The sequence below is a fragment of the Kaistia soli DSM 19436 genome (assembly GCF_900129325.1).
Lineage (GTDB): Bacteria > Pseudomonadota > Alphaproteobacteria > Rhizobiales > Kaistiaceae > Kaistia > Kaistia soli.
This window is the reverse complement of sequence record NZ_FQUP01000001.1, coordinates 1433404-1458164: the sequence shown is the minus strand read 5'-3', so window position 1 is coordinate 1458164 and position 24761 is coordinate 1433404. Positions and strand designations below refer to the sequence as shown.

The following is a 24761-nucleotide window of genomic DNA, read 5'->3' as shown; positions in this document are numbered from 1 at the left end:
CAGGTTCCAATGTCGCTTCCCGAAAGCACCGTCGTCCTCGATATCGGCAAGACCAACGCCAAGCTGGCGCTGGTTGACGCAACGACACGCGCGATCATCGACATCCGGACCACGGCGAACGAGGTTGTCCGCGATGGGCTCTATCCGCATTTCGACACCGACCGCATCTGGTCGTGGATCGTCGCCGGCCTGAAGGATTTTTCCGCCAAGGGCACCGTTCGTTGCGTTTCCACGACGACCCATGGCGCAGCGATTGCGATCATCGGCCCGGACGGGCTGGTACTGCCGATCCTTGATTATGAGTATGCCGGGCCCTCGGCCATCGACGAGGCCTATCGGCCATTGCGCGGCGCGTTCTGGGAGACGCTGTCGCCCGATCTCCCCGGCGGGCTCAATGCCGGCCGGCAGCTCTATTGGCTGGAGGAAACCTTCCCGTCCGCCTTCGGCCGCGCCAAGGCGATCCTGCCTTATCCGCAATATTGGGTCTGGCGGCTCAGCGGCGCGCTTGTCAGCGAGCCGACCTCGCTCGGCTGCCACAGCGATCTTTGGAATCCCGAAGCCGGCACCTTCTCGCGCCTTGCCGAGGATCGCGGCTGGTCCAAGCTCATTCCGCCCGTTGTGCATCCCTGGGATACCGCCGGCACGATCCGACCAGCGCTCGCGGAGAAGACCGGCCTGCCGGCCGACTGCCGTGTCGTCGCGGGCATTCACGACAGCAATGCCAGCCTGCTGCCGCATATTCTTCGCCGCAAGACGCCGTTCACCGTGCTTTCTACGGGCACATGGCTGATCGTCTTCGCGCTCGGCGGCTCGATGGCGCATCTCGATCCGGCGCGCGATTGCCTGGCCAATGTCGACGCATTCGGGCGGCCTGTGCCTTCGGCTCGCTTCATGGCCGGGCGCGAGTTCGAGCGCCTTACCGAGGGCGCGAAGGCCGACGCCGACGACCGCGATATCGCGTCCGTCGTCGCCAAAGGCGCGATGGCGCTGCCCTCCTTTGCCCCGGGCACCGGCCCTTATGCCTTCCTTGAGGGGCGCTGGACGGTCGATCCGGAGACACTGAGGCCGGGCGAACGCATCGCGGCTGCGAGCCTCTATTGCGCCCTCGTCGCCACCACCTGCATGGCGCTGACCAGCGCCGCCGGCCCGATCATCGTCGAGGGCCCCCTGTCGGGAAACCGCATCTTCCTGTCGGCGCTGGCTTCGATCGCCGGTCGCCCGGTGATCGCGCGCGCCGATGCCACCGGCACGACCGAGGGCGCAGCACTGCTCGCCGACGGTCCTGATGGCGCCGGGCCGGGCGCTCCGGATGCGCCGCCGACGGCCCCGCTTGCCGTCGACATCGCGCTTTATGTCGCCGCATGGCGCGCCGCGCTCGACTAGGGCGAAGGCGCGACAGCTCCGCGGGGTTTATGCTACGTGATGTTCCGTCTTGATGGATCGGGGGGATCGCAGATGATGTCGCGCCGAGGCTTGTCGATCGCCGCACAGGCGGCTGGTTTCTTCCTCTTGCTGCCGGGTGCATTCGCGCAGGACGCCCAGACCGCGCCGGTCACCCGCGCCAAGGTCGAGGCGGTGCTGCCGCAATTCGAGCAGATGGTGCAGCAGGCGATCGCCGGCGGGCAGGTTCCGGGCCTTTCGATTGCCATCGTCGCCGAGGATCAGGTCGTCTATCTCAAGGGCTTCGGCCTGCGCGAAATCGGCAAGCCAGAGCCGGTCGACGCAGACACCGTCTTTCAGCTCGCCTCGTTCTCGAAGCCGATCTCGGCCACCGTCGTTGCGGCGGTCGTCGGCGACGGCAAGATTGGTTGGGACGCCAAGATCGCCGATCTCGATCCGTCGTTCCGCCTTTCCGAGGCCTGGCCGACCGCGAACCTCACCGTCACCGATCTCTTTTCACATCGCAGCGGCCTGCCGGGCGACGCCGGCAACGAGCTCGAAAGCCTCGGCTTCGACCGCACGACCATCCTGGAGCGCTTGCGCCAGGTGCCGCTGAGCGGCTTCCGCTCGACCTATTCCTACAGCAATTTCGGCATCACCGAGGGCGCGGTCGCCGTGGCGAAGGCCGAGGGCATGGAGTGGGCCGACCTTGCGGAGACACGGCTCTACAAGCCCCTCGGCATGACGGCGACCTCGTCACGCTATGCCGATTTCCTGAAGCAGCCGGACCGTGCCGCGCTGCATGTCGGCGCGATCGGCGCGTGGAAACCCGGCCCCCCGCGCGCGCCCGATGCGCAGTCGCCGGCTGGCGGCGTTTCATCGACCGCGCGCGATCTCGCCAAATGGCTGCGGCTCGAGCTTTCAGGCGGCAGCTTCGATGGCAAGCCGCTGATCAATGCCGAGGCGCTCGCCGCGACGCATGTCCCGCTGATGGAGCGCGGCAAGAACCCGGTCAACGGCGCGTCGTCCTTCTATGGCCGCGGCTGGAATGTCGAATTCGGCCGCTACGGCCTCTCCTGGGGCCATGCCGGCGCCTTCAGCAATGGCGCGCGCACCCTCGTCAGCATCCTGCCGGACCAGGGGCTCGGTATCGTCGTGCTCGCCAACGCCTTCCCGACCGGTTTGCCGGAGGGGCTGGCCGATTCGCTGTTCGACCTCATCCTCACCGGCAAGGTCCAGAAGGATTGGATCGGCAGCTGGAACGCGGCCTATGAGGGTCTGTTTGGTCCGGCGATCGCAGCTGGCAAGGCCCGCTTCGCCCATCCGCCCGCCAATACCGGTGCAGCCCTAGCCAACGACGCCTATCTCGGCCGCTACGCCAATGCCTATTTCGGCACGGCCGTTGTGAGCGCCGACAAGGATGGCCTATCGCTCGGCCTCGGGCCCACGGGAGAGACGCGCTTTCCGCTCACCCATTTCGATCGTGACCTGTTCCTGATGTATCCGGCGCCGGAAATGCCCGAATTGCCATCTGCCGTGACCTTTGCCATCGGTTCGGACGGTAAGGCTTCGTCTATCCAGATCGAAAGCCTCGACGATCTCGGCTTTGGTACGCTGAAGCGGATCGAGTAGCGGCCGATCATACATTTATGTTTGGCGGATAGTCGGCTTTATCGAATTCCGTAGACCTGTCGGATCGGTGACGATGGTGCATCACCAGCTTCACCGGAGTTCGAAATGTCCATCACCACGGAACCGTCAACAAGCCCGGCCGTCGCCGGCGTGCCGCGCCGCTTGCTGCAAGCCGAAGGCGCGGCGGTGCTTGCCGTCAGCCTCGCCGCCTACAGCCATCTCGGCGGAAACTGGGCGCTCTTTGCAGCGATCTTCTTCGCGCCCGACCTCGCCATGCTCGGTTATCTCGCTGGCAATCGGATTGGCGCGGCCCTCTATAACGCGGTCCATACGACCCTCACCGCTTTCGCCCTCGGCGCCGCCGGCTACCTCTTCGACCTGAACTGGGCCATCGACAGCGCCGTGATCCTCGCCGCCCATATCGGCTTCGACCGCCTGCTCGGCTACGGCCTCAAATACGGCACCGCTTTCGGCGACACGCATCTTGGATCAAAGGGGAAACGCGCGGCATGACGCCGTCAGGCTTCGATAGCGATGACGCCCGCATGCCCCTGCCCCGGTAGGCCGAGCAGAGCGCGGATCCAATGTGCGAAACCCGGCAGGACGCTGCCCGCCTCGTCGAGCGCGAACCGCCAGAAGACAAGGCTCAGCACGATATTGAGCAGCGCCACCAGCATGATGGTTCGCCAGGTCTCGGACGGCCCTTTTCCTTGTCCTGACTTGGACCATTGAGCGACGCCCATCGCCAAGGCAGCGACCGGCGGGCCGAGCAGGAGCGGTATCACCGCGAGAAGCCATGCGACGGTGCTCATCCGCAGTCGCCCCAGCCGGCCCCTTGAACGAAAATCGCGATAGGCACTGGCGACAGGATCAACTGGATAACTGACCACACGCGGCGGCAGGTTTCGCTGGGGCACCGGCTCTTGGGAGAGAGGCTGCTCGCTCAAATGATGGCACCTGCAGCCACCAGACGGATGTAGCGTTCGTTCATCGCCTTGGCCGTCTTATAGGCATCGATCCACGACCAGATGTTGATGATCCAGCCGAGCGCAACGAACCAGAGCGCGACGCACAGGATCAGCATGCCGAAACCCTTGCCCACCTGGCCATTATACATTTGCCCCGCGCCCACGATCAAAATCGACAGGACCAGCGCCGTTCCAGCCGATTTCGGCTTGGCATCACCCGCGTGCAGCACGACCGGTCGCGGCTGCTCCGGAGCCGCGAATGTATTGGTGACCTGAACTACGGTAGCGCCGCTCGCGGCGGTGACAGGCCCGCGCTCTGGCGGGAGATCGCGTGCGGTCTGGGGCCGCGTTGCGGGCGGAAACAGCCTGACCAGGACCTTATCCTCCGAAGCTGCCGTCCAATCCTCGGACCCGACCCGCACCACATCCGTCGTTGGCGTCAGCCTGCCATCCCGAACGAAGTCGGCGAGTTCGTGCCCCGTAAACGGACCATAGGTCTGGCCCTCGGCATGGACATACCATTCCCCGTCCAAGGGATGCCGCGGCAAAGTCCCGGCCACGCCCGCGCTGGACGCGGGCCTTGGCATTCCCCCCGAACCGTCTTCCACGACCGCCCCCCGACGCTCGACAACCTGTACGCGAAAGCTAAGCCCGCGCTCCAGCAACGGTCAAGCTGTGATCGTGGGATCAGGACAACCCTACGACTGCTGCAAAGCCGTCAATCTCCCTCTCGCCGGATCGTTTCCAACGCCTCCAGGCGGGCGCGGCCCTCGGCGCCGCGCGCGGTGGCGACGGCGGAGAGAAGGGCCTCTGCGATCAGCATCAGGCCAGCGCCGGAATCCCAGACGGAGGGTGCGGCGACATGGGCGGGGAGCACATGGCGCGCCACCTTCGAGATCGGCGAGAGCCACTGGTCGGTGACGAGGACGACGCTGGCGCCGCGGGCCGCCGCCCGCTCGGCGAAATCGGCAAGATCGGCCGAATAGCGGCGGATATCGAACAGCACGACCACGGCCCGCTTCTGGATGTCGAGCAGTTGGTCGAGCCAGGTGGCCGGCTGTCCCGTCACCCGCCGAACATCAGGGCGGAGCACGCGCAGATGAACCGCCATATAATCGGCGATCGGATCGGTGAAGCGGCCGCCGAGAAGATGCACGGAACGCCGTGGATCGGACAAAAGCGCTGCCACCGCCGCGAACTCGTCACGCGGCACATTGGCGGCCGTGGCGCGGAGATTGTCGACCGAGGCGGCGGCAAAGGCCGCCAGCGGATCGTCGGCGTAGCGCTGCAGGCCCTTGGTGAGCGGGGTTGCCCGCCGCGCTGCCAGTTCGGCCTTCAACTCGTCCTGGAACGCGCCGTAGCTTGGGAAGCCGAGCTTGGCGATCATCCGCAACACGGTCGGCGCGCTGACCCCCGATGCCTCGCCGAAGCGGGCCGCTGAATCGAGCCCGGCCATCGGGAAGTCGGCGAGGAGCCGCTGCGCCGCGCGCTTCTCGTTCGGCGTCATCCGCCCGAGATCGCGCCGGAGACGCTCTGCGATCGAAGCGCTGCTGTCGCTCATTTCACTGCACCTGCGCCGCGCAACCCGCTCTTCATTCCGTGCCCTGCTGCATTCGATCGCCGCTGCCGATTCCGGAGGCAGTTGACGCCTTCATTTCAGAATTGACGCAATCGGCCGCTGCTGTAACGTATCGTTCAGCCAATCGATAAGTCAAAGCGTCGGCTGTCGGCCGGCACCCCTTCTGCGGAGCCTCAGGCAGCATGTCGAGCCCTTCGACCCCTGGTGTGGCGATGGAACGGCGCGACCTCGACGCGTCATTGATCGGCGCGGGCGAGCCTGCCGCCGTCGAGGTCATCGCCGCTGAGGCCGATCCCTTCGTCTTCGTCTGCGAGCATGCCAGCAATCGCGTTCCGCGCACCCTTGTCGATCTCGGCCTCCCGGCAGAAGCGTTTGAACGCCATATCGCCTGGGATCCCGGTGCGGCGCTGATAACGCGCGGCCTGGCCCGCCGCTTCGGCGGCGCAGCGGTGCTTCAGGCCTATTCGCGGCTCGTCATCGACTGCAATCGCGCGCCTGAGCTTGCCGATGCGATTACGCCGCTCTCCGAAACGACGGCGATCCCCGGCAATGTCGCGCTCTCCACGGCGGATCGCGCGCGCCGCATTGATGCCGTCTGGGCGCCGTTCCATGCGGGCGATCGATGAGATGATGGACGCGCGGCGCATCGCCGGTCGGCCAACCATCCTCGTGACGCTGCATTCCTTCACGCCCATCTATCGCGACGTCGCGCGGCCCTGGCATGTCGGCATCATCCAGTCGGATGATCGCAGCCTCACCGAGCCGATGCTGGCGGCTCTCGGAGCCGATCCGGCGCTGACCGTCGGCGACAACGAGCCCTATTCGGCGAAAGACAATGTCGACTACACAATCCGCCGGCACGGCCGGGATCGCGGCCTGCCGCATGTGATGATCGAGGTGCGCAACGATCTGCTGCGGACGAGTGCCGGCATCGACGGCTGGACGAAGCGTCTCGGCGACGCGCTGGCCACGAGCGCACTCAGTCTCGGCATCGAGGTGCCACGCGGCGCGGAAGAGGCATAGGGGATTGGCCGGGCCCTGAGCCAGGCCGGATGCGGCGGTACCCACTGGCGCCAAGACCAGGGACCGCCGCAACGACGACGCCGGCAACGGCGGCGGGAACAGTTGAGCAGGGGCATCGCCTGGCGGCGATCCGGGCAGGGCCGGATCAGCCCAGGTCAGCGAGGGGAGCATGGCATGAGCGTACGCGAAGGCTACAGCGAGCAGGACAAGAAGGCGGACATCCACGTCCTCCATTCCATGGGATATGCGCAGGAACTGGAGCGGCGAATGAGCCGCTTCTCCAACTTCGCGATCTCCTTCTCCATCATCTGCATTCTCTCGGGCGGCATCAATTCGCTCGCCCAGGCAACCTCCGGTGCCGGCGGCGCGGCAATCGGCATTGGCTGGCCGCTCGGCTGCCTGATCTCCGGCGTCTTCGCCCTGGCGATGGCACAGATCTCCTCGGCCTATCCGACGGCCGGCGGCCTCTATCACTGGGGTTCGATCCTCGGCAATCGCTTCACGGGCTGGCTGACGGCCTGGTTCAATCTGCTCGGCCTCGTTACCGTTCTCGGCGCGATCAATGTCGGCACCTACTATTTCTTCTTCGGCGCCTTCGGGCCGATGATCGGCTGGGAAGACACGATCACCAACCGTGTGCTGTTCCTCGTGGTGCTGACCGGCCTGCAGGCCGTCATCAACCATATGGGCATCGGCCTCACGGCGAAGCTGACGGATTTCTCTGGCTATCTCATTTTCGTGACGGCACTCGTGCTGGCGATCGTCTGCCTCGTCGCGGCGCCGAGCTATGACTTCGCGCGGCTCTTCACCTTCTCGAATTATTCGGGCGAGGCCGGCGGCAATGTCTGGCCGCAGGTGTCGGAATGGTGGGTGTTCCTGCTCGGCCTGTTGCTGCCGATCTATACGATCACCGGCTATGACGCTTCGGCCCACACTTCGGAAGAGACGGTGAAGGCGGCCCATGCGGTGCCGCGCGGCATGATCATGTCGGTCGTGTGGTCGGCGCTGTTCGGCTACATCATGCTCTGCTCGTTCGTGCTGATGATCCCGAACATGGACGATGCGGCGAAGCAGGGCTGGAACGTGTTCTTCTGGGCCATGGATGCCCAGGTAAACCCGACCGTGAAGATCATCCTCTATCTGGCGATCTTCGTCTCGCAATTCCTCTGCGGCCTCGCGACGGTCACCTCGGTCTCGCGCATGATCTTCGCCTTCTCGCGGGATGGCGGCCTTCCGGCGTCCAAGGCCCTGTCGAAGGTCAGCCCAAAATTCCGCACGCCGGTGGCGGCCATCTGGACTGGTGCGACCCTCGCGGTACTGTTCGTGTGGTTCACCTCGGTGATCACGATCGCCGGCGCCTCGGCCTATTCGATCGTCGTCTCCTGCACGGTCATCTTCCTGTTCTTCTCCTTCGTCATCCCGATCGTGCTCGGCCTCTTCGCCTATGGCTCGTCGAAATGGCCGAAGATGGGACCGTGGAATGTCGGGCGCGGGCTCTATTCGGTGTTTGCCGTTCTCTCGATCATCTCGATGGTCCTGATCTTCATCATCGGCATCCAACCGCCGAACGACTGGGCGCTCTACATCACCATCGGCTTCCTCGTGCTGGCCGCAATCGTCTGGTTCGTCTTCGAAAGCCGCCGCTTCCAGGGGCCGCCGATCGGCGACGTCATCGCCAAGCGTAAGTCGGCCATCGCCGCGGCTGAAAAGGCCGTTGGCGAAGGCTGACCCAGCTTCCACCCAATGCGGGAGGGGTCCGCCCCTCCCGCTTAAGCGCTTCGCCGTCCCCCCCTTTGCGGACACGGACGCCCCGAAGCAAGCATCCGACACGCAAGGAAAAACGCCGATGGCTGGAAACATGACGCTGAAGGAACTCGAGGCGGCGATCGCCAACGGAACGATCGACACCGTGATCGTTGCCTTCCCCGACATGCAGGGCCGGCTGATCGGCAAACGCTTCACCGGCGCCTTCTTCCTCGACAGCGCGCTGCATGAAACTCATGCCTGCAACTACCTGCTCACCGTCGACATCGACATGGAGCCGGTGCCCGGCTACCAGGCGGCGAGCTGGGAAAAGGGCTATGGCGACTTCGTGCTGAAGCCCGTCGTCTCGTCGCTGCGCCGCATTCCCTGGCTCGAAGGCACCGCGCTGATGCTCGCCGATGTCTGCGACCACCATGGCGAGGACCTGGCACACAGTCCGCGCGCCATGCTGAAGGCGCAGCTGAAACGGCTGTCCGAACGCGGCATGTCCGCCTTCTTCGCCTCGGAACTCGAATTCTATGTCTTCGACGAGACCTTCGAGGGCGCGAGCGACAAGCGCTGGCGCGACCTGAAAACGATGGGCAACTACATCGAAGACTACAATATCCTCCAGACTACCAAGAACGAACCGCTGCTGCGGGCGATCCGCAACGGCCTGATGGGCGCGGGCATTCCGGTCGAGAACTCCAAGGGCGAGTGGGGACCCGGCCAGGAAGAGGTGAATGTCCGCTATGCCGAGGCGCTGGAAATGGCGGACCAGCACGTCATCATGAAGAACGGCATCAAGGAGATCGCCCATCTCCAGAATCGCGCTGTCACCTTCATGGCGAAATGGCGCTACGACCTCGCGGGATCCTCGTCGCATATCCATTCCTCGCTCTGGGACGCCAAGGCGAAGAAGCCGCTCTTCATGGACGCGAAGGACCCGCTCGGCATGTCCGCAACCATGAAGTCGTGGCTGGCGGGCCACCTGACCCATGCGAGCGAACTGACCTATTTCCTCGCGCCCTACATCAATTCCTACAAACGCTTCCAGGTCGGCACCTTCGCGCCGACCAAGGCGGTCTGGTCGATCGACAACCGGACGGCTGGCTTCCGCGTCGTTGGCGAAGGCAAGTCGATCCGTACCGAATGCCGTATCGGCGGCGCGGATTTGAACCCCTATCTCGCCTTTGCCGGTTTGATCGCCGCAGGCCTTGCCGGCATGGACGAAAAACTGACGCTGGAGGCCGAATTCTCGGGCGACGCTTATGGCGCGGCCGGCGTCCGCGAAGTGCCGAAGACATTGCGCGATGCCCTCTCGGCGCTCGACGGCTCGGCGATGCTGCGCGCGGTGCTCGGCGATGCGGTTGTGGAGCACTATCTCCACACCGGCCGCTGGGAGCAGTTCGAATATGACCGCCGCGTCACGGACTGGGAGTTGCAGCGCGGCTTCGAGAGGTATTGATTGCCGCCACCCGCGCCGACACATGCTCGGCGACACGACCTGATCGAGGCTCATCATGAACGCCCCCGTCCTAAAGATCGTTACGCCCGTTGACGGCTCCATCTATGCCGAGCGGCCGCTCGCCAGTGAAGGCGAGGTGCTTGCAGCGCTTGAGCGCGCAAAGGCGGCGCAGCGTAGCTGGCGCAGCGCGAGCATGGCCGAACGGCAGAAGATCGCCACCGCCTTCGTCGACGCGATGGTCGCTGAGAAGGACAAGGTCGCCGAGTTGCTCGCCTGGCAGATGGGCCGGCCGATCCGCTATGGCCATGGCGAGATGCGCGGCTTCGAGGAGCGCGCGCGCTACATGATTGAGATCGCGCCAGCGACGCTCGCCGATATCGACGTCGGCCCCAAGGAAGGCTTCAAGCGCTATATTCGCCGCGAGCCACTCGGCGTCTGCCTCAACCTGCCGGCCTGGAACTTCCCCTATATGACGGCTCTCAACGCCGTGTTGCCAGCGATCCTCGCCGGCAACACCGTCGTGATGAAGCATTCGAGCCAGACCGCCCTCGTCGCCGAGCATTTCGCCTCGGCCTTCGCCAAGGCCGGCCTGTGGCCGGATGTGTTCCAGTATGTGAATATGTCGCATGAGGTGACTGACAAGGTCATCCGCTCCGGCCTCGTCGACCAAGTCGGCTTCACCGGCTCGACGGCGGGCGGGCGCCATATCATGGCTTCCGTCGCCGGCGCCCCGAACTTCCCGGCGACGACGCTGGAACTCGGCGGCAAGGACCCGGCCTATGTCCGGCCGGACGTGAACCTTCCCTTCGCGATCGAGAACATCGTCGATGGCGGGTTCTTCAATTCGGGCCAGTCCTGCTGCGCCATGGAACGCGTCTACGTTCATGAGAGCGTCTATGACGCCTTCGTCGAGGGCGTGGTCGCGACCGTCAACGCCTACAAGCTCGGCAGCCCCACCGATCCCGCAACGACGCTGGGCCCGGTGGTGCGCGCGGAAGCCGCCCGCTTCATCAAGGCGCAGATCGACGAGGCGGTGCATGCCGGCGCGAAGCCCCTGATCGACGCCGCCCGCTTCCCCGAAGCATCGGAAGGCACGGCCTATCTCGCGCCGCAGGTGCTCGTCGGCGTCGATCACTCGATGCGCTTCATGACCGAGGAAACCTTCGGGCCGGCCTTCGGCATCATGAAGGTCTCGTCGGACGAAGAGGCGATCGGCCTCATGAACGACTCGCCCTTCGGCCTCACCGCCGCGATCTGGACCGAGGATGTCGAGGCGGCCGAGAGCATCGGCGACCGCATCGAAACCGGCACCGTCTACATGAACCGCTGCGACTTCCTCGATCCGGCCCTGCCCTGGGTCGGCGTCAAGCAGACCGGCCGTGGCGCCACGCTCTCGCGTGTCGGCTACGAGCATTTGACACGGCCCAAGGCATTCCATCTCAGGACGAAGACGAGCTGAGGCCCGGACACCGAATGAATGTCGTCCTCCCGGCCTTGCCGGGGCGACGGAGAGGAACAGGCAGTCACGGAGCGTCGTGACAGCAGCCGACAGAGACCCTGAGGACCCACCATGCTCGACCAATATGCCTCGCTGACCGCCAACTGGTCCTATCCGACGGCCATCCGCTTCGGAGCGGGGCGGATCGGGGAATTGGCCGACGCTGTGAAGGCAGCTGGCATCACCTCGCCGCTCTTCGTCACCGATCCTGGCCTCGTCACGCTGCCGGTCGTTGCCAAGGCGCTCGGCGTGCTCGATGCGGCCGGCGTCCCCTACACGGTGTTCTCCAGAGTCGACGGCAACCCGACGCTCGCCAATCTCGATGACGGCCTAGTCGCCTATCGTGCCGGCGGCCATGACGGGGTCATCGCCTTTGGCGGCGGCTCCGGCATGGATATCGGCAAGACGATCGCGTTCATGGCCGGCCAGACGCGGCCAGTCTGGGATTTCGAGGATCGCGAGGACTGGTGGACGCGCGCCGATCCGAACGGCATCGCGCCGATCGTCGCCGTGCCGACCACCGCCGGCACCGGCTCGGAGGTTGGCCGCGCCGCGGTGATCACCGATCCGGCCGACCATACCAAGAAGATCATCTTCCATCCGAAGATGCAGCCGAAGATCGTGATCGAGGATCCCGAACTGACGCTCGGCCTGCCGCCGAAGATCACGGCCTGGACCGGCATGGATGCGCTCAGCCATTCGCTCGAAGCCTGGTCGAGCCCGTTCTTCCATCCCCAGTCCGCTGGCATCGCGCTCGAAGGCATGCGCCTCGTCAAGGATTGGCTGCCAATCGCGGTCAAGGATGGCAGCCGGCTCGACGCACGCTCCTATATGCTGATCGCCTCTTCGATGGGCGCCGTCGCCTTCCAGAAGGGCCTCGGCGCCATGCATGCCATGAGCCATCCCTGCTCGAGCCTGCGCGGCACGCATCACGGGCTGACCAACGCCGTCGTGATGCCATATGTCCTCGCCTTCAACGCGCCGGTGATCAGCGACAAGCTCGCCGCCCTCGCCCGTTATCTCGACCTGCCCGGCCAGTCCGCGACGAGCGTGATCGACTGGGTGCTGGCGCTCCGCGCCGAGCTCGGCATTCCGCACACGCTGAAGGAGATCGGCGTCGACGAGAGCGTCCTGCCGGATGCGGCGCGAATGGCCGAGCACGACCCTTCAAACGGTGGAAATCCGATCGCAATCGGCCAAAAAGAATACGAAACGCTGTTTCGCCGCGCGATCGAAGGGACGGTCTAGGCGGGCGCCAACGGCAACGCTCAGCCTGCCTCCATTAGAGCGGCAGTCTTGATGAAGTCGATGAAGACACGAAGGGGCGCCGGAACCAGGCGGCGCCCCGGATAGTAAAGAAACGGCCCGGAGAACTCCTGCCACCAGTCTTCAAGGACCGGTTCAAGAGCACCGCTCTCGAAATAGGGCCGGAGCCAGTCCTCGAAAATCGCGACGACGCCGAGCCCCCTCGCCGCGGATTCGATCGCCAGATCGAATGCGGCGCCCGGCTGGATCACGAGGGGACCGCTCACGCGGATCTGCTCGATTTTCCCATCGCGCTCAAACTCCCAGTCATGCTGCGCACCACTCGCCATACGGGCGGTTATGCAGCGATGAGTAAGAAGATCCTGCGGATGGCTGGGACGGCCATATTGATCGAGATAAGCCGGTGATGCTGCGCAGGCAAAGCGCTGGCGGCGCGGGCCGATTGGGACCGCAATCATGTCCTGCGGCAGCCGCTCGTCATAGCGGATGCCGGCATCGCATCCGACGGCGACGAGATCGACATAGGCATCCTCAGCGACGATATCGAGCCTGATATCGGGATAGGCGGCGAGGAATGGTGCCACGATCGACGGCAGCACGAGTCGCGAAGCACTAAAGGGAACATTGAGCCGCAGCGGACCCGCTGGCCGGTCGCGCAGGCTGTTGACCGCGTCAAGGGCCGCCTCGACCTCGACAAGCGCCGGGTGCAGCCGCTCGAGCAGCCGCCGCCCGGCCTCAGTCGGCACAACGCTCCGCGTTGTGCGATGGAAGAGCCGCATGCCAAGCCCGTCCTCCACCCGCCGCACGGCCTCGCTGACGCCGGACGGACTGGCGCCCAGTGTCTTCGCGGCGCCGCGAAAACCGCCGGAACGGGCGACCGCCAGAACAGCCGAGAGATCACCGAGATCAGTCTTCATTGTTCGCCATGCCGTACAGCCCGTGCCGATAATGACCCGTTATCGTGCAGTTGAATAGGTCCTAGCTATGGCCTGCACATCAAGGAGATCGCAGCATGGCCGCGACCGGCATCCAATCCACCTATCCCCTCGGCGACCGCACGGTGAAGCGCATCGGCTACGGCGCCATGCAACTCGCCGGGCCTGGGGTCTTCGGACCACCACGCGACCATAACGCCGCCCTGGCCGTGCTGCGCGCGGCCGTGGAGAGTGGCGTCGACCACATCGACACCGCGGACATCTACGGCCCGCATGTCACCAATCGTCTCATCCGCGAAGCACTGCATCCCTACCCCGACGCGCTCGCCATCGTGACCAAGATTGGCGCACGGCGCGGCGAGGATGCGTCATGGAATGTGGCCGCGTCGCCGGCCGAGCTCGAGCAACAGGTTCACGAGAACCTCGCCAATCTCGGCCTCGACGTTTTGGAGGTCGTCAATCTGCGCCTGATGTTTGATACGCACGGACCGGCAGAGGGCCCCATCGAGGCAACTGTCGAGGCGCTCGCCGACATGAAGGGGCGCGGCCTGATCCGCCATATCGGTATCAGCAACGCGACGTCGGCGCAGGTTGCAACGGCGCGGGCGATCACAGACATCGTCTGCGTCCAGAACCAGTACAACCTCGCGCATCGCGGCGACGACGCCTTGATCGATGAGCTTGCCGCCGAGGGCATTGCCTATGTGCCGTTCTTCCCGCTTGGCGGCTTCTCGCCGCTGCAATCATCGGCGTTGACCGAAGTCGCCTCGGCCCTCGGCGCGACGCCGATGCAGATCGCTCTCGCGTGGCTGCTGCATCGCTCGCCGAACATCCTGCTGATCCCCGGCACCTCGTCGACGGCCCATCTGGCTGAAAACCTTGCTGCAGGCGACATCGCCTTGTCACCCGAGGTCCTGGCGGTTCTGGACGGTATTGGAGCCGCGCCGGCCCACTGATGCGCTTCGCGCCGTCACGCGCTTGCATGACGGCGCACAAGGCTTCAAAAATGCGCGGCCTTCAGGGAGGAGAACCGCGTGACCCCGGATATCATCTGCATCGGCGAGCCGATGTTCGAGCTGAACCAGCCGAAGGGCGAAAGCGTGTTTCATCCGGGCCATGGCGGCGACGCGTCGAACGCCGCCATCGCCGCCGCGCGGCAGCAAGCTTCGGTCGGAATGCTGACCGCCATCGGCACGGACAGCTTCGGGCAGTCCTTCCTCGATCTCTGGATGACGGAAGGCGTTGATGCGAGCGCGGTGAAGCGCGATCCTCATGCACCGACCGGGCTTTATTTCGTGACGCATGGGCCTGACGGCCATGAGTTCACCTATCGCCGGACTGGTTCGGCCGCGAGCCTGCTCGCGCCATCTGAACTGCCGCTCGACTATATTCGCGGCGCGCGCATCCTGCATGCGTCGGGAATCAGCCAGGCGATCTCGGCCGCCGCCGCCGATGCGGTGTTCCTGGCGATGCATACGATCCGCGCGGCGGGCGGCCTCGTGTCCTACGACACCAATCTCCGAAGCCGGCTCTGGCCGATCGACCGCGCCCGCGCGGTCATCCATGCTGCGGCAAGCCTTGCCCATATCGTGAAGACGAGCATCGAGGACGCAACGGCGCTGACGGGGCTCACTGATCCCGGCAAGGTCGCTGACTTCTATCTCGCGCACGGCGCGCGGATCGCCATCGTGACGCAAGGCAGTGCTGGTGCACTGGTGGCCACCGCCGAGCGTCGGCAACACATTGCCCCGATGCCTGTCCATCCGCTCGACGCGACAGGCGCCGGCGATACGTTCGACGGCGCTTTCCTTGCTGAATACCTCGCCCATGGCGATCCGTTTGCCGCCGCGATCTATGCCAATGCGGCGGCGGGTCTTGCCACGGAGGGCTACGGCGCTGTGGCGCCGATGCCGCGCCGCGCCGCTGTGGAGGCCGCGCTCGCGGCGCGCTGAGGGTCCGGCGCGCCGCGAGCCTCAGGGCTAGCTGCCGCTCATCGCGGTGAGCAGCTGGCTCTCATTGTTCAGGAACATCTTCACATAGGTCGGGGCCGGCCCGTCCACTGGCGAAAGCGCGTCAGAGAACAATTCGCCCCCGACCTTTACGCCGCTTTCGCGCGCGATCTGGCTGATGAGGCGCGGATCGGTGATGTTCTCGACGAAGATCGCCTGGATATTCTCGTTCTTCACTTGACGGATGATCTTGGCGACGTCGGCAGCAGAGACGTCAGCCTCGGTCGAGAGACCCTCCGGCGCAATGAACTGGATGTCATAGGCGGCGCCGAAATAGCCGAAGGCATCGTGACTCGTAACGATCCGGCGTCGGGCCTCCGGCAGCTTGCCGAACTCGGCAGCCAGCCGGTCGTGGATGGTGGTCAGCTGTTCGTTGAGGGCATCGCCATTGCGCCGGTAGTCGCTGGCATGCGGGGGGTCGGCGGCGGAGAAGCCGGCGACGATATTGTTGACGTAGAGGATGCCGTTGCGCGGGTCCTGCCAGGCATGGGGATCGATCGCCTTGCCGTCGGTGTTCTTCTCGAGTTCCTCGGCTTCGTCGGCGTCGCCCTGCCAGAGCCGCGGCGTTACGCCCTTCGACGCAATCACGGTCTCGCCCTTGAAGCTGGAGGCGGCGACAAGGCGCTGCATCCAATGCTCCAGCCCAAGCCCGTTCTCGACAAGGACGGCCGCTTCGCCGAGTGCCTTGGCGTTCTGCGGGCTCGGCTCGAACGTGTGGGCATCGCCATTCGGCCCGACCAGCGTCGTGACATCGACATGGTCGCCGCCGACTTCCGCGGCGAGATCGCCGAGAACCGAGAAGCTCGCCAGGACCTTCAGCTTGTCGGCGGCAAAGGCAGAACTGGAGAGCCCTGCCGCAAGCGCTGCGGCGAGGAGGACTTTGGTAATCCGCATGGATAGCTCCGTTACAGGAACGAGAAATCAGCCCCTCAAATGCTGCGCCCGCAGCATCTGTCTCAGGAAACTGCCGTGCCGGCCGAGCAGCAGCGACAGCGCATGGATAGCGCCGGCCGTCAGGATGATGGCGGGCGAGGTCGGCACGGCGACGTGATAGGAAACCACCAGTCCGACATAGGATGAGACCACCGCGATCAGCGCGGCCGCGATGATCTGGCCACCGATCGACTCGCTCCAGAAGCGGCTGGAGGCAGCCGGCAGGATGATGAGCCCGACCACCATCAGCGTGCCAAGCGCATTGAAGCCGCCGACGAGATTGAGCACGACCAGCACCAGGAACAGGAAATGTACGGCGCCGCCGGCGCCGCCGACGCTGCGCAGAAAGCCCGGATCGAAGCACTCGGCCACCAGCAGGCGGTAGACGACCGCGAAGGCCAGGAACGTCACCGTCGCGATCGAAGCGATGAGATAGATCGCCGGATCGTCGAGTGCGAGCACATTGCCGAACAACACATGCAGGAGGTCGACATTCGAGCCCTTCAGCGAGACGATCAGCACGCCGAGGCCAAGCGAGACGAGATAGAAGGAGGCGAAGCTCGCATCCTCCTTCAGCGGCGTGGTGCGCGAGATGAACCCCGCCGCCAGCGCCACCGCGAGGCCGGCGACCACCCCGCCAAGCGTCATCGCGAACAGCGAGAAGCCTGAAAGCAGGAAACCGACGGCTGCGCCGGGCAAGATGGCATGCGACATCACATCGCCCATCAGGCTCATGCGGCGAAGGACCAGGAACACGCCGATCGGCGCGCCGGAAAGCGACAGGGCCAGGCAGCCGATCAGCGCACGCCGCATGAAGCCGAACTCGAGGAACGGCGCCACAAGCAGATTGAAGGTGGTCATGCTGCCGGACGCTCGCAAAGCTCGGCATCGGTGTCGAATGCCTCGTCCAGACCCCGCGAGCGGGCGATATTGGCTTCGGTCATCACCTCGGACGTCGGTCCCCAGGCAATCGGATCGCGTGCGATCAGCAAGGTCTCGGGGATGTGCTGCCGCACGGCATGAAAATCATGCAGGACCGCAATGATGGTCCGGCCCTCGCCATGCCAGCGGCCGACCAATCCAAGCAGCGCGTCCGCCGTCCGTGCGTCGATGGCAGCGAAAGGCTCGTCCAGTAGGATCAGCCGTGCATCCTGGAGCAGCAGCCGGGCAAACAGCGCGCGCTGGAACTGGCCGCCGGAAAGGCTGCCGACCATGCGATCTTCAAAGCCGGAGAGACCGACGGCATCGAGCGCCGCCTCGACCTCGCCAAGCAGTGCGGCACCGATGCGCCGGAACGGCCCGGTGCGGCGCCAGAGGCCCATCGCGGCCAGATCGAGCACCCGCATCGGAAAGCCGCGATCGAGCGCCGCCTGCTGCGGCAGATAGGCGATGTCGCTGCGGCGCGCGCCGGTAACCTCGATGGTCCCGCCATCCGGCCGGACCAATCCGACGATACCCTTGAGCAGCGTCGACTTGCCGGCACCGTTCGGACCGACAATGGCCGTGAACGAACCCGGCGCAAACGTGCCGGTGAGGTGATGAACCGCCGGATGGCGCCGATAGGACAGCGTCAGGTCGCGACAATGAATCGACGGTGAGGCCGTCATATCAACGCACTGCCCAGAAGACGCCGATCCAAACAAGCCCGGCGAAGACGACGGCGAGCCCGAGCCTGTCGAGCACCGAGGCCAGAAAGGGCGAGAAGGGTTTCGCGACGGCAGGGCTGTCATGCGCCTGCGCATGATGATGGGCATGATCGTGGCCATGATCCGCAACGGCCTTCATGGGGCCAGGGACAATCACGGTGTTGCTGTCAATCGACACGGCCTGAGGCTCCGCTCTCGCGTCTATTGCGACATGTTATGTTATATCATTGCATTTCAGGCAAGCCCCATTTCGCCGCACGGCGCTGAAGTCTGGAATTGGAATAATTTCAATCAGTTGGATATTCTTGACTTCGAAGGTCAGCAAGGCGAAACCTGCACCGGGCCGCGTGGCGGCCACTCCATGGAGACGGGACTGATGATCGGAAAGCTTCTTCTCGCCGCCTGCGCGGCTGCGGCGATTGCCGCGGCAACGCCGGCTTTCGCAGCCGACGCGCCGACGCCTCAGGCGGTGCTGAAGACCTATGCCGACATAGCCGAGGCCAAATATCAGGACTCGCTCGACGGTGCGGAGGCGCTCCGCGCCGCTGTCGGCGTGCTGATCGCCAATCCGACCCCGGCGACGCTGGCCCTTGCCCGCGATGCCTGGAAGGCCTCACGGCCTGCCTATATGCAGGCGGAAGGCTATCGCTTCGCCAACACCGCGTCGGATGATCTCGATGGCGCCGTGAACGCCTGGCCGCTCGACGAAGGCCTGATCGACTATGTCGACGCCAAGACCTACGGCGAAACCTCCGACGCCAATCCGCTCTATGCGGCGGATGTGATCGCGAACAAGCAGATCCAGATCGGCCCGGACAAGGTCGATGCCTCGACGATCACGCCAGAACTGCTGCAGAAGCTGCAGGGCGCCGGCGATGTCGAGGCCAATGTCGCCACCGGCTATCACGCCATCGAATTCCTGCTCTGGGGCCAGGATCTCAATGGCACGGGACCTGGCGCCGGCAATCGTCCCGCCACCGACTTCGATCTCAAGCAGTGCACACATGGCAACTGCGATCGCCGTGCAGACTATCTGCGCGTTGCGACGGACATGCTGGTTGGCGACCTGCAGAAAGCGGTCGACGCCTGGAAGCCCGATGGTTCCGCCCGCAAGGAACTGGACCCCAAGGGTCCGGATGGCGGTCTTGCGACGATCCTGACCGGCATCGGCTCGCTCTCTTATGGCGAGCTCGCCGGCGAGCGCATGAAGCTCGGCCTGCTGCTGCATGATCCCGAAGAAGAGCATGATTGCTTCTCCGACAACACGCATAACAGCCACTTCTTCGACGAGGTCGGCATCGTCACGATCTGGAACGCGCGCTACACCCGGCCGGACGGCACGCTGGTCGAGGGCGCAAGCCTGCGGGACCTCGTCGCGGCGAAGAACCCCGACGCTGCCAAGCGCGTCGACGACGCCATGGCCGATGCAATGGCGAAGATGGGGGTTCTGAAGGCGACCGCCGATTCCGGCGAAATGGCCTATGACCAGATGATCGCGGCCGGCAACGACAAGGGCAACAAGATCGTCCAGGACGCCATCGACGGCTTGGTCGCTCAGACACGGGCCCTGGAATCGGTCGTCGCGCTGCTCGGCGTCGAGGTCAAGGTCGAAGGGTCGGACAGCCTCGACAATCCCGACGCCGTTGCGAAATAGGCCACACGAGAGGCGCACTGCGCCCGCCACGGCGAGACGCCGCATGGACGGGCGCAGCCTCCGAGCCTAGAGACAGTTCCGGCCGCCGCCTCCGGCGGCCGGATTGAGAAAGCGGACACAAGAGATGCTCTCCCGCCGCTCGGTTCTCGCCGGTGCCGCCGCGATGGCCGGCGCTGGATTGTTCGGCCGCCCCGACGCAGCGCCGGCATTTTCCCGAGCCTTGCCTGCGCCGCTGCCGCCCGGCCCCGAGACGATCGTCCGCCTCGACCTCACCGCCGCGGAGCGCCAGCTGGCCCTCCCCTGCTCTGACGGTCACGCGCTCCCGCTCTGGACCTTCGCCAATCAGGCCACACCGCCTATCGTTCGCCTCAAGCTCGGCCAGCGGCTCGACACGCATCTCGTCAATGGTCTCACCCGGCCGGGCGAGCATGTATCCATCCACTGGCATGGCATCCGCCTGCCGAACGATCAGGATGGCGTGCCCTACCTGGTGCAGCAGCCCGTCGAACCGGGCGCGAGCTACGACTATTCCTTCGTGCCACCCGACCCTGGCACATTCTTCTTCCACACCCATTGCAACACCGTCGAGCAGCTCGGTCGTGGCCTCATGGGCCTCTTGATCATCGAGGGCGACGAGACCGAGCCCTATGACGCGGAGCGGATTCTCGCCGTGCGCGACTGGCGGCTTACGCCCGACCGATCCGGCTTCCTGCCGTTCCTCACCATGGAAGGTGCCGGCAAGTCGGGCACGTTCGGCACGGTACGCAGCGTCAATGGTGCCAGCAATCCCGATATCGAGGTTCCCGCATCGGCCGATGTGCGGCTCCGCGTCCTGAATGTCGACCCGACCCGCATATCCGAAATCGGCTTCGACGGTGCCGACGCGGCGGTCGTCGCCATCGATGGGCTCGCCTGCCCGCCCTTCCCACTACGCTCTTGGAAGATGGGCCCGGCGATGCGGATCGATGTCGTGCTCCGCACGCCTTCCGATGGCGGGAGCGTGACGATGTACGACTATTTCGCCGCCGCACCCGTGCCCCTGGCGCGGCTTGTCGCGCGCGGCCCCGCGGTTCGCACCAAGCCGTTCGACCCGGCTCCGCTGGCGGCCGCCCGCATTGCGCCGCCTGATCTCGGCGCGGCGCAGAACCAGCTTTTTACCTTCTCAGCGACGGCGACCGGGGCGGCCGTCGCGGAAGCGGCAGGAGATGATGGCGGACCGCTCGGGCCGCTCTGCCTGTCGGCGGCAAGCCTCTGGGCAATCAACAAGCAGTCCTGGCCCGGCTCCGGCATGGACAAACTGCCCCCGCCGATTGTCAGGCTGGCGCGCGGCACGACTTATCGCTGCACGCTGAAGAACGTCACCCCGCGCATGCATCCGATCCATGTGCATGGCCACAGCTTCACGGTGCTGCGGTCCAGCAAGCGGACGCTGCCGCCGCATTTTGCCGATACCGTGCTGCTGCTGCCCGAAGAGACGATCGAGGTCGCCTTCGTCGCCGACAATCCCGGCCGCTGGATGATGCATTGCCATATCATCGAGCATCAGGAGACCGGGATGATGGCGTGGTTCGAGGTCGCCTGACCATGCGCCGCCGCCTGCTTCTGGTCGCGCTGCTCGTGCTGCCCGGCTTTGCGCTGGCCGACGGGCTGGAGCGCGCGATGGGCAAGGCGCTGTTCGACCGCCAATGGGTCGCCGCCCCATCTTCAACGCTCGCCAATGACGGGCTCGGGCCACTGTTCAACGAGAAGGGCTGCATCACCTGCCATTCCGGCAAGGCCTTCTCGGCGCGCGTGACAGCGACGGCGGATGGCGTCGTCACCGCGCGGGGCCTTGCAACGCGGCTTGGCGACGCCGAGGGTCTGGCCGATCCCATTTATGGCCGGCAGATCCAGCCGCGTTCCGTCCCGGGCCTTCAGAGCGAGGGTACGGTGACATACACAGTGCGTGACGGCCTGCCGATGGCAGTCGCCTTCGCGCCGGCCTTCGGGCCGCTTGCGCCGGCCACCCGGCTTGGTCCGCGCCTCGCCCCGCCGCTAGCCGGCATCGGGCGTATCGGCATGGTCGACGAGGCCGCGATCCTCCAGCGCGAAGACCCCGACGATCGCGATGGCGACGGCATTTTCGGCCGCGCCCGCCGCCTCGCCGATGGCTCGATCGGTCGCTATGGTTGGAAAGCGTCGGCGGCGACACTCGACCAGCAGGTCGCGGATGCGTTCATGCTCGATATCGGCATGTCCAGCCCCCTCAGCCCTCATCCCTCGGGCGACTGCACGGCGGCCGAGACAGCCTGCCTCAAGGCTCCGGACGGACGCGACGCGAGCTTTGATGGCGAGGAGATCTCGCAACAGATGGTCCAACTCGTCGCAGCCTATCTCGATGGGCTCAAAGCGCCCACCTCCCCGCCGGAAGACGACCCCGATCTGGCGCTGTTCACCGCCACCGGCTGCGCGGCCTGCCATGTCCCGTCGCTGCCACGCACCGGCGGGGGCACGGTGGCGCTCTACAGCGATCTTTTGCTGCATGACATGGGCCCGGCTCTCGATGACGGCGTCGGCGAGCCTGGCGTCCGATCTTCGGAATGGCGCACGGCACCGCTGATCGCGCTTGCCCTTCGCCGTGGCACCGAGACACGCTATCTTCACGACGGACGCGCCGGCACGATCGATGCAGCGATACGCGCCCATGGCGGCGAGGCGTCACGCGCCCGTGCCAATTATAATGCATTAACAGCCGAAGACCGCATGCGGCTGCTCTCTTTCCTGGATAGACTATGATCGCGATTACCAAGAGGTTCCTGCTGCTTTCCCCGCTGGCGCTGCTAGCGCGGAAGGCCTTCGCAGCCGCGTCCGGCGAGCCTCAGGACCTCGGGCCTGAGCCGCCGGTGGTCGCTGTCACGCCGCCGCCGTTGACGCCGGCAGCGCTCGATGCCGTCACCAAGCGCGCCGTCGAAGGCTATATCCTTCCCGCATACCAGGATCTCGCCGCGGCAACGTCGAAGCTTGTCACAGCGGTCAATGCTGTTGCGCCGACAGCCCCGGGCGCCCCGGACGAAGCCACCCGCGCGGCCTTCGCGGCCGTTGTCGCCGCATTCGCAAAGGTCGACTTCTTGCGCTTCGGCCCCATGGCTGAGGAAGGCCGGCTGGAGAAGTTCTCCTATTATCCGGATCGGCACGGCACCGGCGCCCGCCAGCTCCGCCGCATGCTGGCGACGCCGGATCCGGCTCAGCTCGCGCCGGGCGCTGTCGCGAAGCTCTCCGCTGCCGTCCAAGGCTTGCCTGCGCTCGAAAGCCTCATTTTCGCGGCCGACAGCGACAGCGAGACCCGCGCCTATCGATGGAGCCTCGCCGCGGCGATCGCCGGCAATCTCGATACCATCGCGCATAATACGCTGGATGGCTGGACGAAGACCGGCGGCTGGCAGGCTCTGATGGAACAGCCCGGCGGCAGCAACATCGTCTATCGCGACTCCGAGGAGCCGGTCATCGAAATCCTGAAGGCCATCACGACCGGGCTGCTGCAGATCCGCGACCAGCGCATGCTGCCGGCTCTCGGCGAGAACTTCGCTGCCGCGAAGCCTAACCGCGCCGCCTTCGTGGCCTCGGGCAATGCGCTCGCCTATCTCGCCGCCTCGGGCGCGGCGATCGAGGACATTGCACGGACATCCGACCTCTTCAGCCTGACGCCGACCGAAGCGCCAAAGCTTGGCGCCGAGAGCAGCGCCGGTTTCGCCGCCTATCGCGCCGGCCTCGCCGCGAGCGCCACTTGGCAGCAAGCCTTTGCCGATGCGGCGAACTACAAGCATCTGCGCGACGCCTTCGATGCGCTGAAGACGCTGGAGGACTTGTACAGCTTCCGTTTCCCCTCCGAGGCCGGCATCTCGCCTGGCTTCAATGCACTCGACGGCGACTGAAATGGCGGCGCTGTTTCACCGGATGCGCGAAGGGCTTGCCGCCGTCCTCGGCTTCGAGACGGCGATCGGCGTTGCCGAGCGCGCGGTCTATCTGAGCTCGGTCCGCGTTGGCCCGCGCCAGCATGCACTGCTGCTCATCGACGAGCGCGGCACGGAGATCGGGCGCATGCCACTTGCCGGCCGCGGCCATGACATCGCCGTCGACAAAGCCGGCGGCCGCGTCGCTGTCTTCGCGCGTCGTCCTGGCTATTTCGCCGTCATCGTCGACGGGCGAAGCCTTTCTCCGCTCGCCACCATTCGCCCGCCCGAGGGTCATCACTTCTTCGGTCACGGTGCCTTCTCGGCCGACGGCCATATACTCTACGCAACGGAGAACGTCTTCACTACCGAACAACCGCGCGGCGTGGTCGGCGTCTATGACGTGTCCGGCGACTTTCGCCGCATCGGCGAGTTCGAGACGCATGGGATGGATTCGCATGAAATCCTCATGGCGCCAGATGGACAGACCCTCGTTGTCGCCAATGGCGGCATCGAGACGCATCCGGAATTCGGTCGCCAGAAGCTCAATGTCGCGGATATGCGGCCCTCAATCGTCCGCATCGACAGCGCTACTGGCGACTTGATAGGTGAGACGCAGCTCGACGCCGGCCTCAACCAGCTCTCGACGCGGCACATGGCTTTCGACGGCAGCGGCGCGCTCTGGTTCGGCTGTCAGTGGGAGGGTGAGAAGGGGCGCCGTCCGCCGCTGGTCGGCCGGATCGATGGCGAGGGCGAGGCGATGCTGTTGCCTTTCCCCGACGCTGTCGCGCCGCTGGCGCGCAACTATATCGGATCGGTGGTCGCCAGCCGCGACGGCACGGCGATCGCGGCCTCTTCGCCGATCGGCGGCACGATCTTCGTGTTTGACGCCGAGCGAAAGGCTCTGCATGCCGCCCACCGGCTGCGCGATGGCTGCGGCCTTGCTGGCGCAAGCGGCGAGGGCTTCCTGGCCAGCGCCGGCGATGGCCGGCTGATGCATGTCGCGGGTGAGATAATCGAGCCGATCACGCGGGTCGGCGCGGTGGAATTCGACAACCACATGCGCCGCATCGATCTCGGCTGAAAGTGATTCAGCGC

Annotated in this window: 24 protein-coding genes; 16 read left to right on the top strand and 8 right to left on the bottom strand. The window is 65.6% G+C overall.

From position 1 onward, the window contains the following. Window positions 1-9: 9 nt before the first annotated feature. The 3 genes from BUB39_RS07135 (at window position 10) to BUB39_RS07125 (ending at window position 3525) form a co-directional block, all read left to right on the top strand. Window positions 10-1383, top strand: coding sequence for an FGGY-family carbohydrate kinase (locus tag BUB39_RS07135; protein ID WP_073052847.1), 1374 nt, complete (start codon window positions 10-12; stop codon window positions 1381-1383). 72 nt (window positions 1384-1455) lie between these two features. After that, window positions 1456-3012, top strand: a complete 1557-nt coding sequence (locus tag BUB39_RS07130) for a serine hydrolase (RefSeq protein WP_244540171.1) — start codon at window positions 1456-1458, stop codon at window positions 3010-3012. Window positions 3013-3117: 105 nt separating this feature from the next. Then, the gene (locus BUB39_RS07125; protein WP_073052241.1) at window positions 3118-3525 is read left to right on the top strand and encodes a DUF4260 domain-containing protein; all 408 of its coding nucleotides are present in this window, start codon (window positions 3118-3120) and stop codon (window positions 3523-3525) included. Between the two features lie 5 nt (window positions 3526-3530). Here the strand turns inward: BUB39_RS07125 and BUB39_RS07120 are convergent, their stop codons facing one another. The 3 genes from BUB39_RS07120 to BUB39_RS07110 all read right to left on the bottom strand — a co-directional run bounded on the left by BUB39_RS07120 (window position 3531) and on the right by BUB39_RS07110 (window position 5541). Further along, entirely contained in the window at window positions 3531-3824 is a 294-nt protein-coding gene (locus BUB39_RS07120; protein ID WP_073052240.1) for a hypothetical protein, read from the bottom strand. 131 nt (window positions 3825-3955) lie between these two features. Continuing rightward, entirely contained in the window at window positions 3956-4513 is a 558-nt protein-coding gene (locus BUB39_RS07115) for a DUF4339 domain-containing protein (RefSeq protein WP_244540170.1), read from the bottom strand. 185 nt (window positions 4514-4698) lie between these two features. Next, a complete protein-coding gene (locus BUB39_RS07110; RefSeq protein ID WP_073052238.1) occupies window positions 4699-5541 on the bottom strand; it encodes a MurR/RpiR family transcriptional regulator in 843 nt (280 codons plus the stop codon). 200 nt (window positions 5542-5741) lie between these two features. Here BUB39_RS07110 and BUB39_RS25180 point away from each other — a divergent pair, with 200 nt between their 5' ends. From BUB39_RS25180 to BUB39_RS07085, 6 genes are all read left to right on the top strand, one after another. Further along, window positions 5742-6185 (top strand): N-formylglutamate amidohydrolase, encoded by a 444-nt coding sequence (locus BUB39_RS25180; RefSeq protein ID WP_139251374.1) that lies wholly within the window; start codon window positions 5742-5744, stop codon window positions 6183-6185. Then, entirely contained in the window at window positions 6169-6582 is a 414-nt protein-coding gene (locus tag BUB39_RS25175) for an N-formylglutamate amidohydrolase (protein WP_175561770.1), read from the top strand. The genes BUB39_RS25180 and BUB39_RS25175 overlap by 17 nt, the downstream gene beginning before the upstream one ends. A gap of 174 nt (window positions 6583-6756) precedes the next feature. Beyond that, window positions 6757-8310, top strand: coding sequence for an amino acid permease (locus tag BUB39_RS07100; protein ID WP_073052237.1), 1554 nt, complete (start codon window positions 6757-6759; stop codon window positions 8308-8310). Between the two features lie 118 nt (window positions 8311-8428). Next, window positions 8429-9793: a glutamine synthetase family protein gene (locus BUB39_RS07095; RefSeq protein WP_073052236.1), complete on the top strand. Its 1365-nt coding sequence runs from the start codon at window positions 8429-8431 to the stop codon at window positions 9791-9793. 55 nt (window positions 9794-9848) lie between these two features. Then, a complete protein-coding gene (locus tag BUB39_RS07090; protein ID WP_073052235.1) occupies window positions 9849-11252 on the top strand; it encodes an aldehyde dehydrogenase family protein in 1404 nt (467 codons plus the stop codon). A gap of 111 nt (window positions 11253-11363) precedes the next feature. Continuing rightward, complete coding sequence (locus BUB39_RS07085) at window positions 11364-12539, top strand: iron-containing alcohol dehydrogenase (RefSeq protein ID WP_073052234.1); 1176 nt, start codon at window positions 11364-11366, stop codon at window positions 12537-12539. 20 nt (window positions 12540-12559) lie between these two features. Here the strand turns inward: BUB39_RS07085 and BUB39_RS07080 are convergent, their stop codons facing one another. Beyond that, complete coding sequence (locus BUB39_RS07080; protein ID WP_073052233.1) at window positions 12560-13474, bottom strand: LysR family transcriptional regulator; 915 nt, start codon at window positions 13472-13474, stop codon at window positions 12560-12562. 95 nt (window positions 13475-13569) lie between these two features. On the opposite strand from BUB39_RS07080, the gene BUB39_RS07075 reads away from it, so the two are divergent. Beyond that, window positions 13570-14448 carry an aldo/keto reductase family oxidoreductase gene (locus BUB39_RS07075; RefSeq protein ID WP_073052232.1) on the top strand — a complete coding sequence of 293 codons (879 nt, stop codon included), beginning with the start codon at window positions 13570-13572 and terminating at the stop codon, window positions 14446-14448. Window positions 14449-14526: 78 nt separating this feature from the next. Further along, window positions 14527-15444 carry a sugar kinase gene (locus tag BUB39_RS07070; RefSeq protein WP_073052231.1) on the top strand — a complete coding sequence of 306 codons (918 nt, stop codon included), beginning with the start codon at window positions 14527-14529 and terminating at the stop codon, window positions 15442-15444. Between the two features lie 27 nt (window positions 15445-15471). On the opposite strand, the gene BUB39_RS07065 is transcribed toward BUB39_RS07070, so the two are convergent. From BUB39_RS07065 to BUB39_RS07050, 4 genes are read right to left on the bottom strand one after another with little or no spacing between them, the layout of a single operon-like run. Then, on the bottom strand, window positions 15472-16395 hold the full coding sequence (locus BUB39_RS07065; protein WP_073052230.1) for a metal ABC transporter solute-binding protein, Zn/Mn family: 924 nt from the start codon (window positions 16393-16395) through the stop codon (window positions 15472-15474). A 27-nt stretch (window positions 16396-16422) separates the two neighbouring features. Next, on the bottom strand, window positions 16423-17295 hold the full coding sequence (locus BUB39_RS07060; RefSeq protein WP_073052229.1) for a metal ABC transporter permease: 873 nt from the start codon (window positions 17293-17295) through the stop codon (window positions 16423-16425). After that, entirely contained in the window at window positions 17292-18041 is a 750-nt protein-coding gene (locus BUB39_RS07055) for a metal ABC transporter ATP-binding protein (protein ID WP_073052228.1), read from the bottom strand. Before BUB39_RS07055 ends, BUB39_RS07060 begins: the two co-directional genes overlap by 4 nt. A gap of 1 nt (window position 18042) precedes the next feature. Beyond that, window positions 18043-18258: a hypothetical protein gene (locus tag BUB39_RS07050; RefSeq protein WP_073052227.1), complete on the bottom strand. Its 216-nt coding sequence runs from the start codon at window positions 18256-18258 to the stop codon at window positions 18043-18045. 198 nt (window positions 18259-18456) lie between these two features. On the opposite strand from BUB39_RS07050, the gene BUB39_RS07045 reads away from it, so the two are divergent. The 5 genes from BUB39_RS07045 to BUB39_RS07025 all read left to right on the top strand — a co-directional run bounded on the left by BUB39_RS07045 (window position 18457) and on the right by BUB39_RS07025 (window position 24747). Beyond that, window positions 18457-19734, top strand: coding sequence for an imelysin family protein (locus BUB39_RS07045; protein WP_175561769.1), 1278 nt, complete (start codon window positions 18457-18459; stop codon window positions 19732-19734). A gap of 124 nt (window positions 19735-19858) precedes the next feature. Then, window positions 19859-21316 (top strand): multicopper oxidase family protein, encoded by a 1458-nt coding sequence (locus BUB39_RS07040; RefSeq protein ID WP_073052225.1) that lies wholly within the window; start codon window positions 19859-19861, stop codon window positions 21314-21316. After that, window positions 21298-22509 (top strand): di-heme oxidoredictase family protein, encoded by a 1212-nt coding sequence (locus tag BUB39_RS07035; protein WP_139251372.1) that lies wholly within the window; start codon window positions 21298-21300, stop codon window positions 22507-22509. Before BUB39_RS07040 ends, BUB39_RS07035 begins: the two co-directional genes overlap by 19 nt. After that, a complete protein-coding gene (locus BUB39_RS07030; protein WP_073052223.1) occupies window positions 22506-23645 on the top strand; it encodes an imelysin family protein in 1140 nt (379 codons plus the stop codon). The genes BUB39_RS07035 and BUB39_RS07030 overlap by 4 nt, the downstream gene beginning before the upstream one ends. Window position 23646: 1 nt before the next feature. Continuing rightward, window positions 23647-24747, top strand: coding sequence for a DUF1513 domain-containing protein (locus BUB39_RS07025; protein WP_175561767.1), 1101 nt, complete (start codon window positions 23647-23649; stop codon window positions 24745-24747). The last annotated feature ends 14 nt before the right edge of the window (window positions 24748-24761 follow it).

Bases quoted from the DNA above. Each gene is read 5' to 3' on its own strand.
- BUB39_RS07135 (WP_073052847.1), top strand. From the start codon at position 10: ATGTCGCTTCCCGAAAGCACCGTCGTCCTCGATATCGGCAAGACCAAC.
- BUB39_RS07130 (WP_244540171.1), top strand. From the start codon at position 1,456: ATGATGTCGCGCCGAGGCTTGTCGATCGCCGCACAGGCGGCTGGTTTC.
- BUB39_RS07125 (WP_073052241.1), top strand. From the start codon at position 3,118: ATGTCCATCACCACGGAACCGTCAACAAGCCCGGCCGTCGCCGGCGTG.
- BUB39_RS07120 (WP_073052240.1), bottom strand. From the start codon at position 3,824: ATGAGCACCGTCGCATGGCTTCTCGCGGTGATACCGCTCCTGCTCGGC.
- BUB39_RS07110 (WP_073052238.1), bottom strand. From the start codon at position 5,541: ATGAGCGACAGCAGCGCTTCGATCGCAGAGCGTCTCCGGCGCGATCTC.
- BUB39_RS25180 (WP_139251374.1), top strand. From the start codon at position 5,742: ATGTCGAGCCCTTCGACCCCTGGTGTGGCGATGGAACGGCGCGACCTC.
- BUB39_RS25175 (WP_175561770.1), top strand. From the start codon at position 6,169: ATGCGGGCGATCGATGAGATGATGGACGCGCGGCGCATCGCCGGTCGG.
- BUB39_RS07100 (WP_073052237.1), top strand. From the start codon at position 6,757: ATGAGCGTACGCGAAGGCTACAGCGAGCAGGACAAGAAGGCGGACATC.
- BUB39_RS07095 (WP_073052236.1), top strand. From the start codon at position 8,429: ATGGCTGGAAACATGACGCTGAAGGAACTCGAGGCGGCGATCGCCAAC.
- BUB39_RS07090 (WP_073052235.1), top strand. From the start codon at position 9,849: ATGAACGCCCCCGTCCTAAAGATCGTTACGCCCGTTGACGGCTCCATC.
- BUB39_RS07085 (WP_073052234.1), top strand. From the start codon at position 11,364: ATGCTCGACCAATATGCCTCGCTGACCGCCAACTGGTCCTATCCGACG.
- BUB39_RS07080 (WP_073052233.1), bottom strand. From the start codon at position 13,474: ATGAAGACTGATCTCGGTGATCTCTCGGCTGTTCTGGCGGTCGCCCGT.
- BUB39_RS07075 (WP_073052232.1), top strand. From the start codon at position 13,570: ATGGCCGCGACCGGCATCCAATCCACCTATCCCCTCGGCGACCGCACG.
- BUB39_RS07065 (WP_073052230.1), bottom strand. From the start codon at position 16,395: ATGCGGATTACCAAAGTCCTCCTCGCCGCAGCGCTTGCGGCAGGGCTC.
- BUB39_RS07060 (WP_073052229.1), bottom strand. From the start codon at position 17,295: ATGACCACCTTCAATCTGCTTGTGGCGCCGTTCCTCGAGTTCGGCTTC.
- BUB39_RS07055 (WP_073052228.1), bottom strand. From the start codon at position 18,041: ATGACGGCCTCACCGTCGATTCATTGTCGCGACCTGACGCTGTCCTAT.
- BUB39_RS07045 (WP_175561769.1), top strand. From the start codon at position 18,457: ATGATCGGAAAGCTTCTTCTCGCCGCCTGCGCGGCTGCGGCGATTGCC.
- BUB39_RS07040 (WP_073052225.1), top strand. From the start codon at position 19,859: ATGCTCTCCCGCCGCTCGGTTCTCGCCGGTGCCGCCGCGATGGCCGGC.
- BUB39_RS07030 (WP_073052223.1), top strand. From the start codon at position 22,506: ATGATCGCGATTACCAAGAGGTTCCTGCTGCTTTCCCCGCTGGCGCTG.
- BUB39_RS07025 (WP_175561767.1), top strand. From the start codon at position 23,647: ATGGCGGCGCTGTTTCACCGGATGCGCGAAGGGCTTGCCGCCGTCCTC.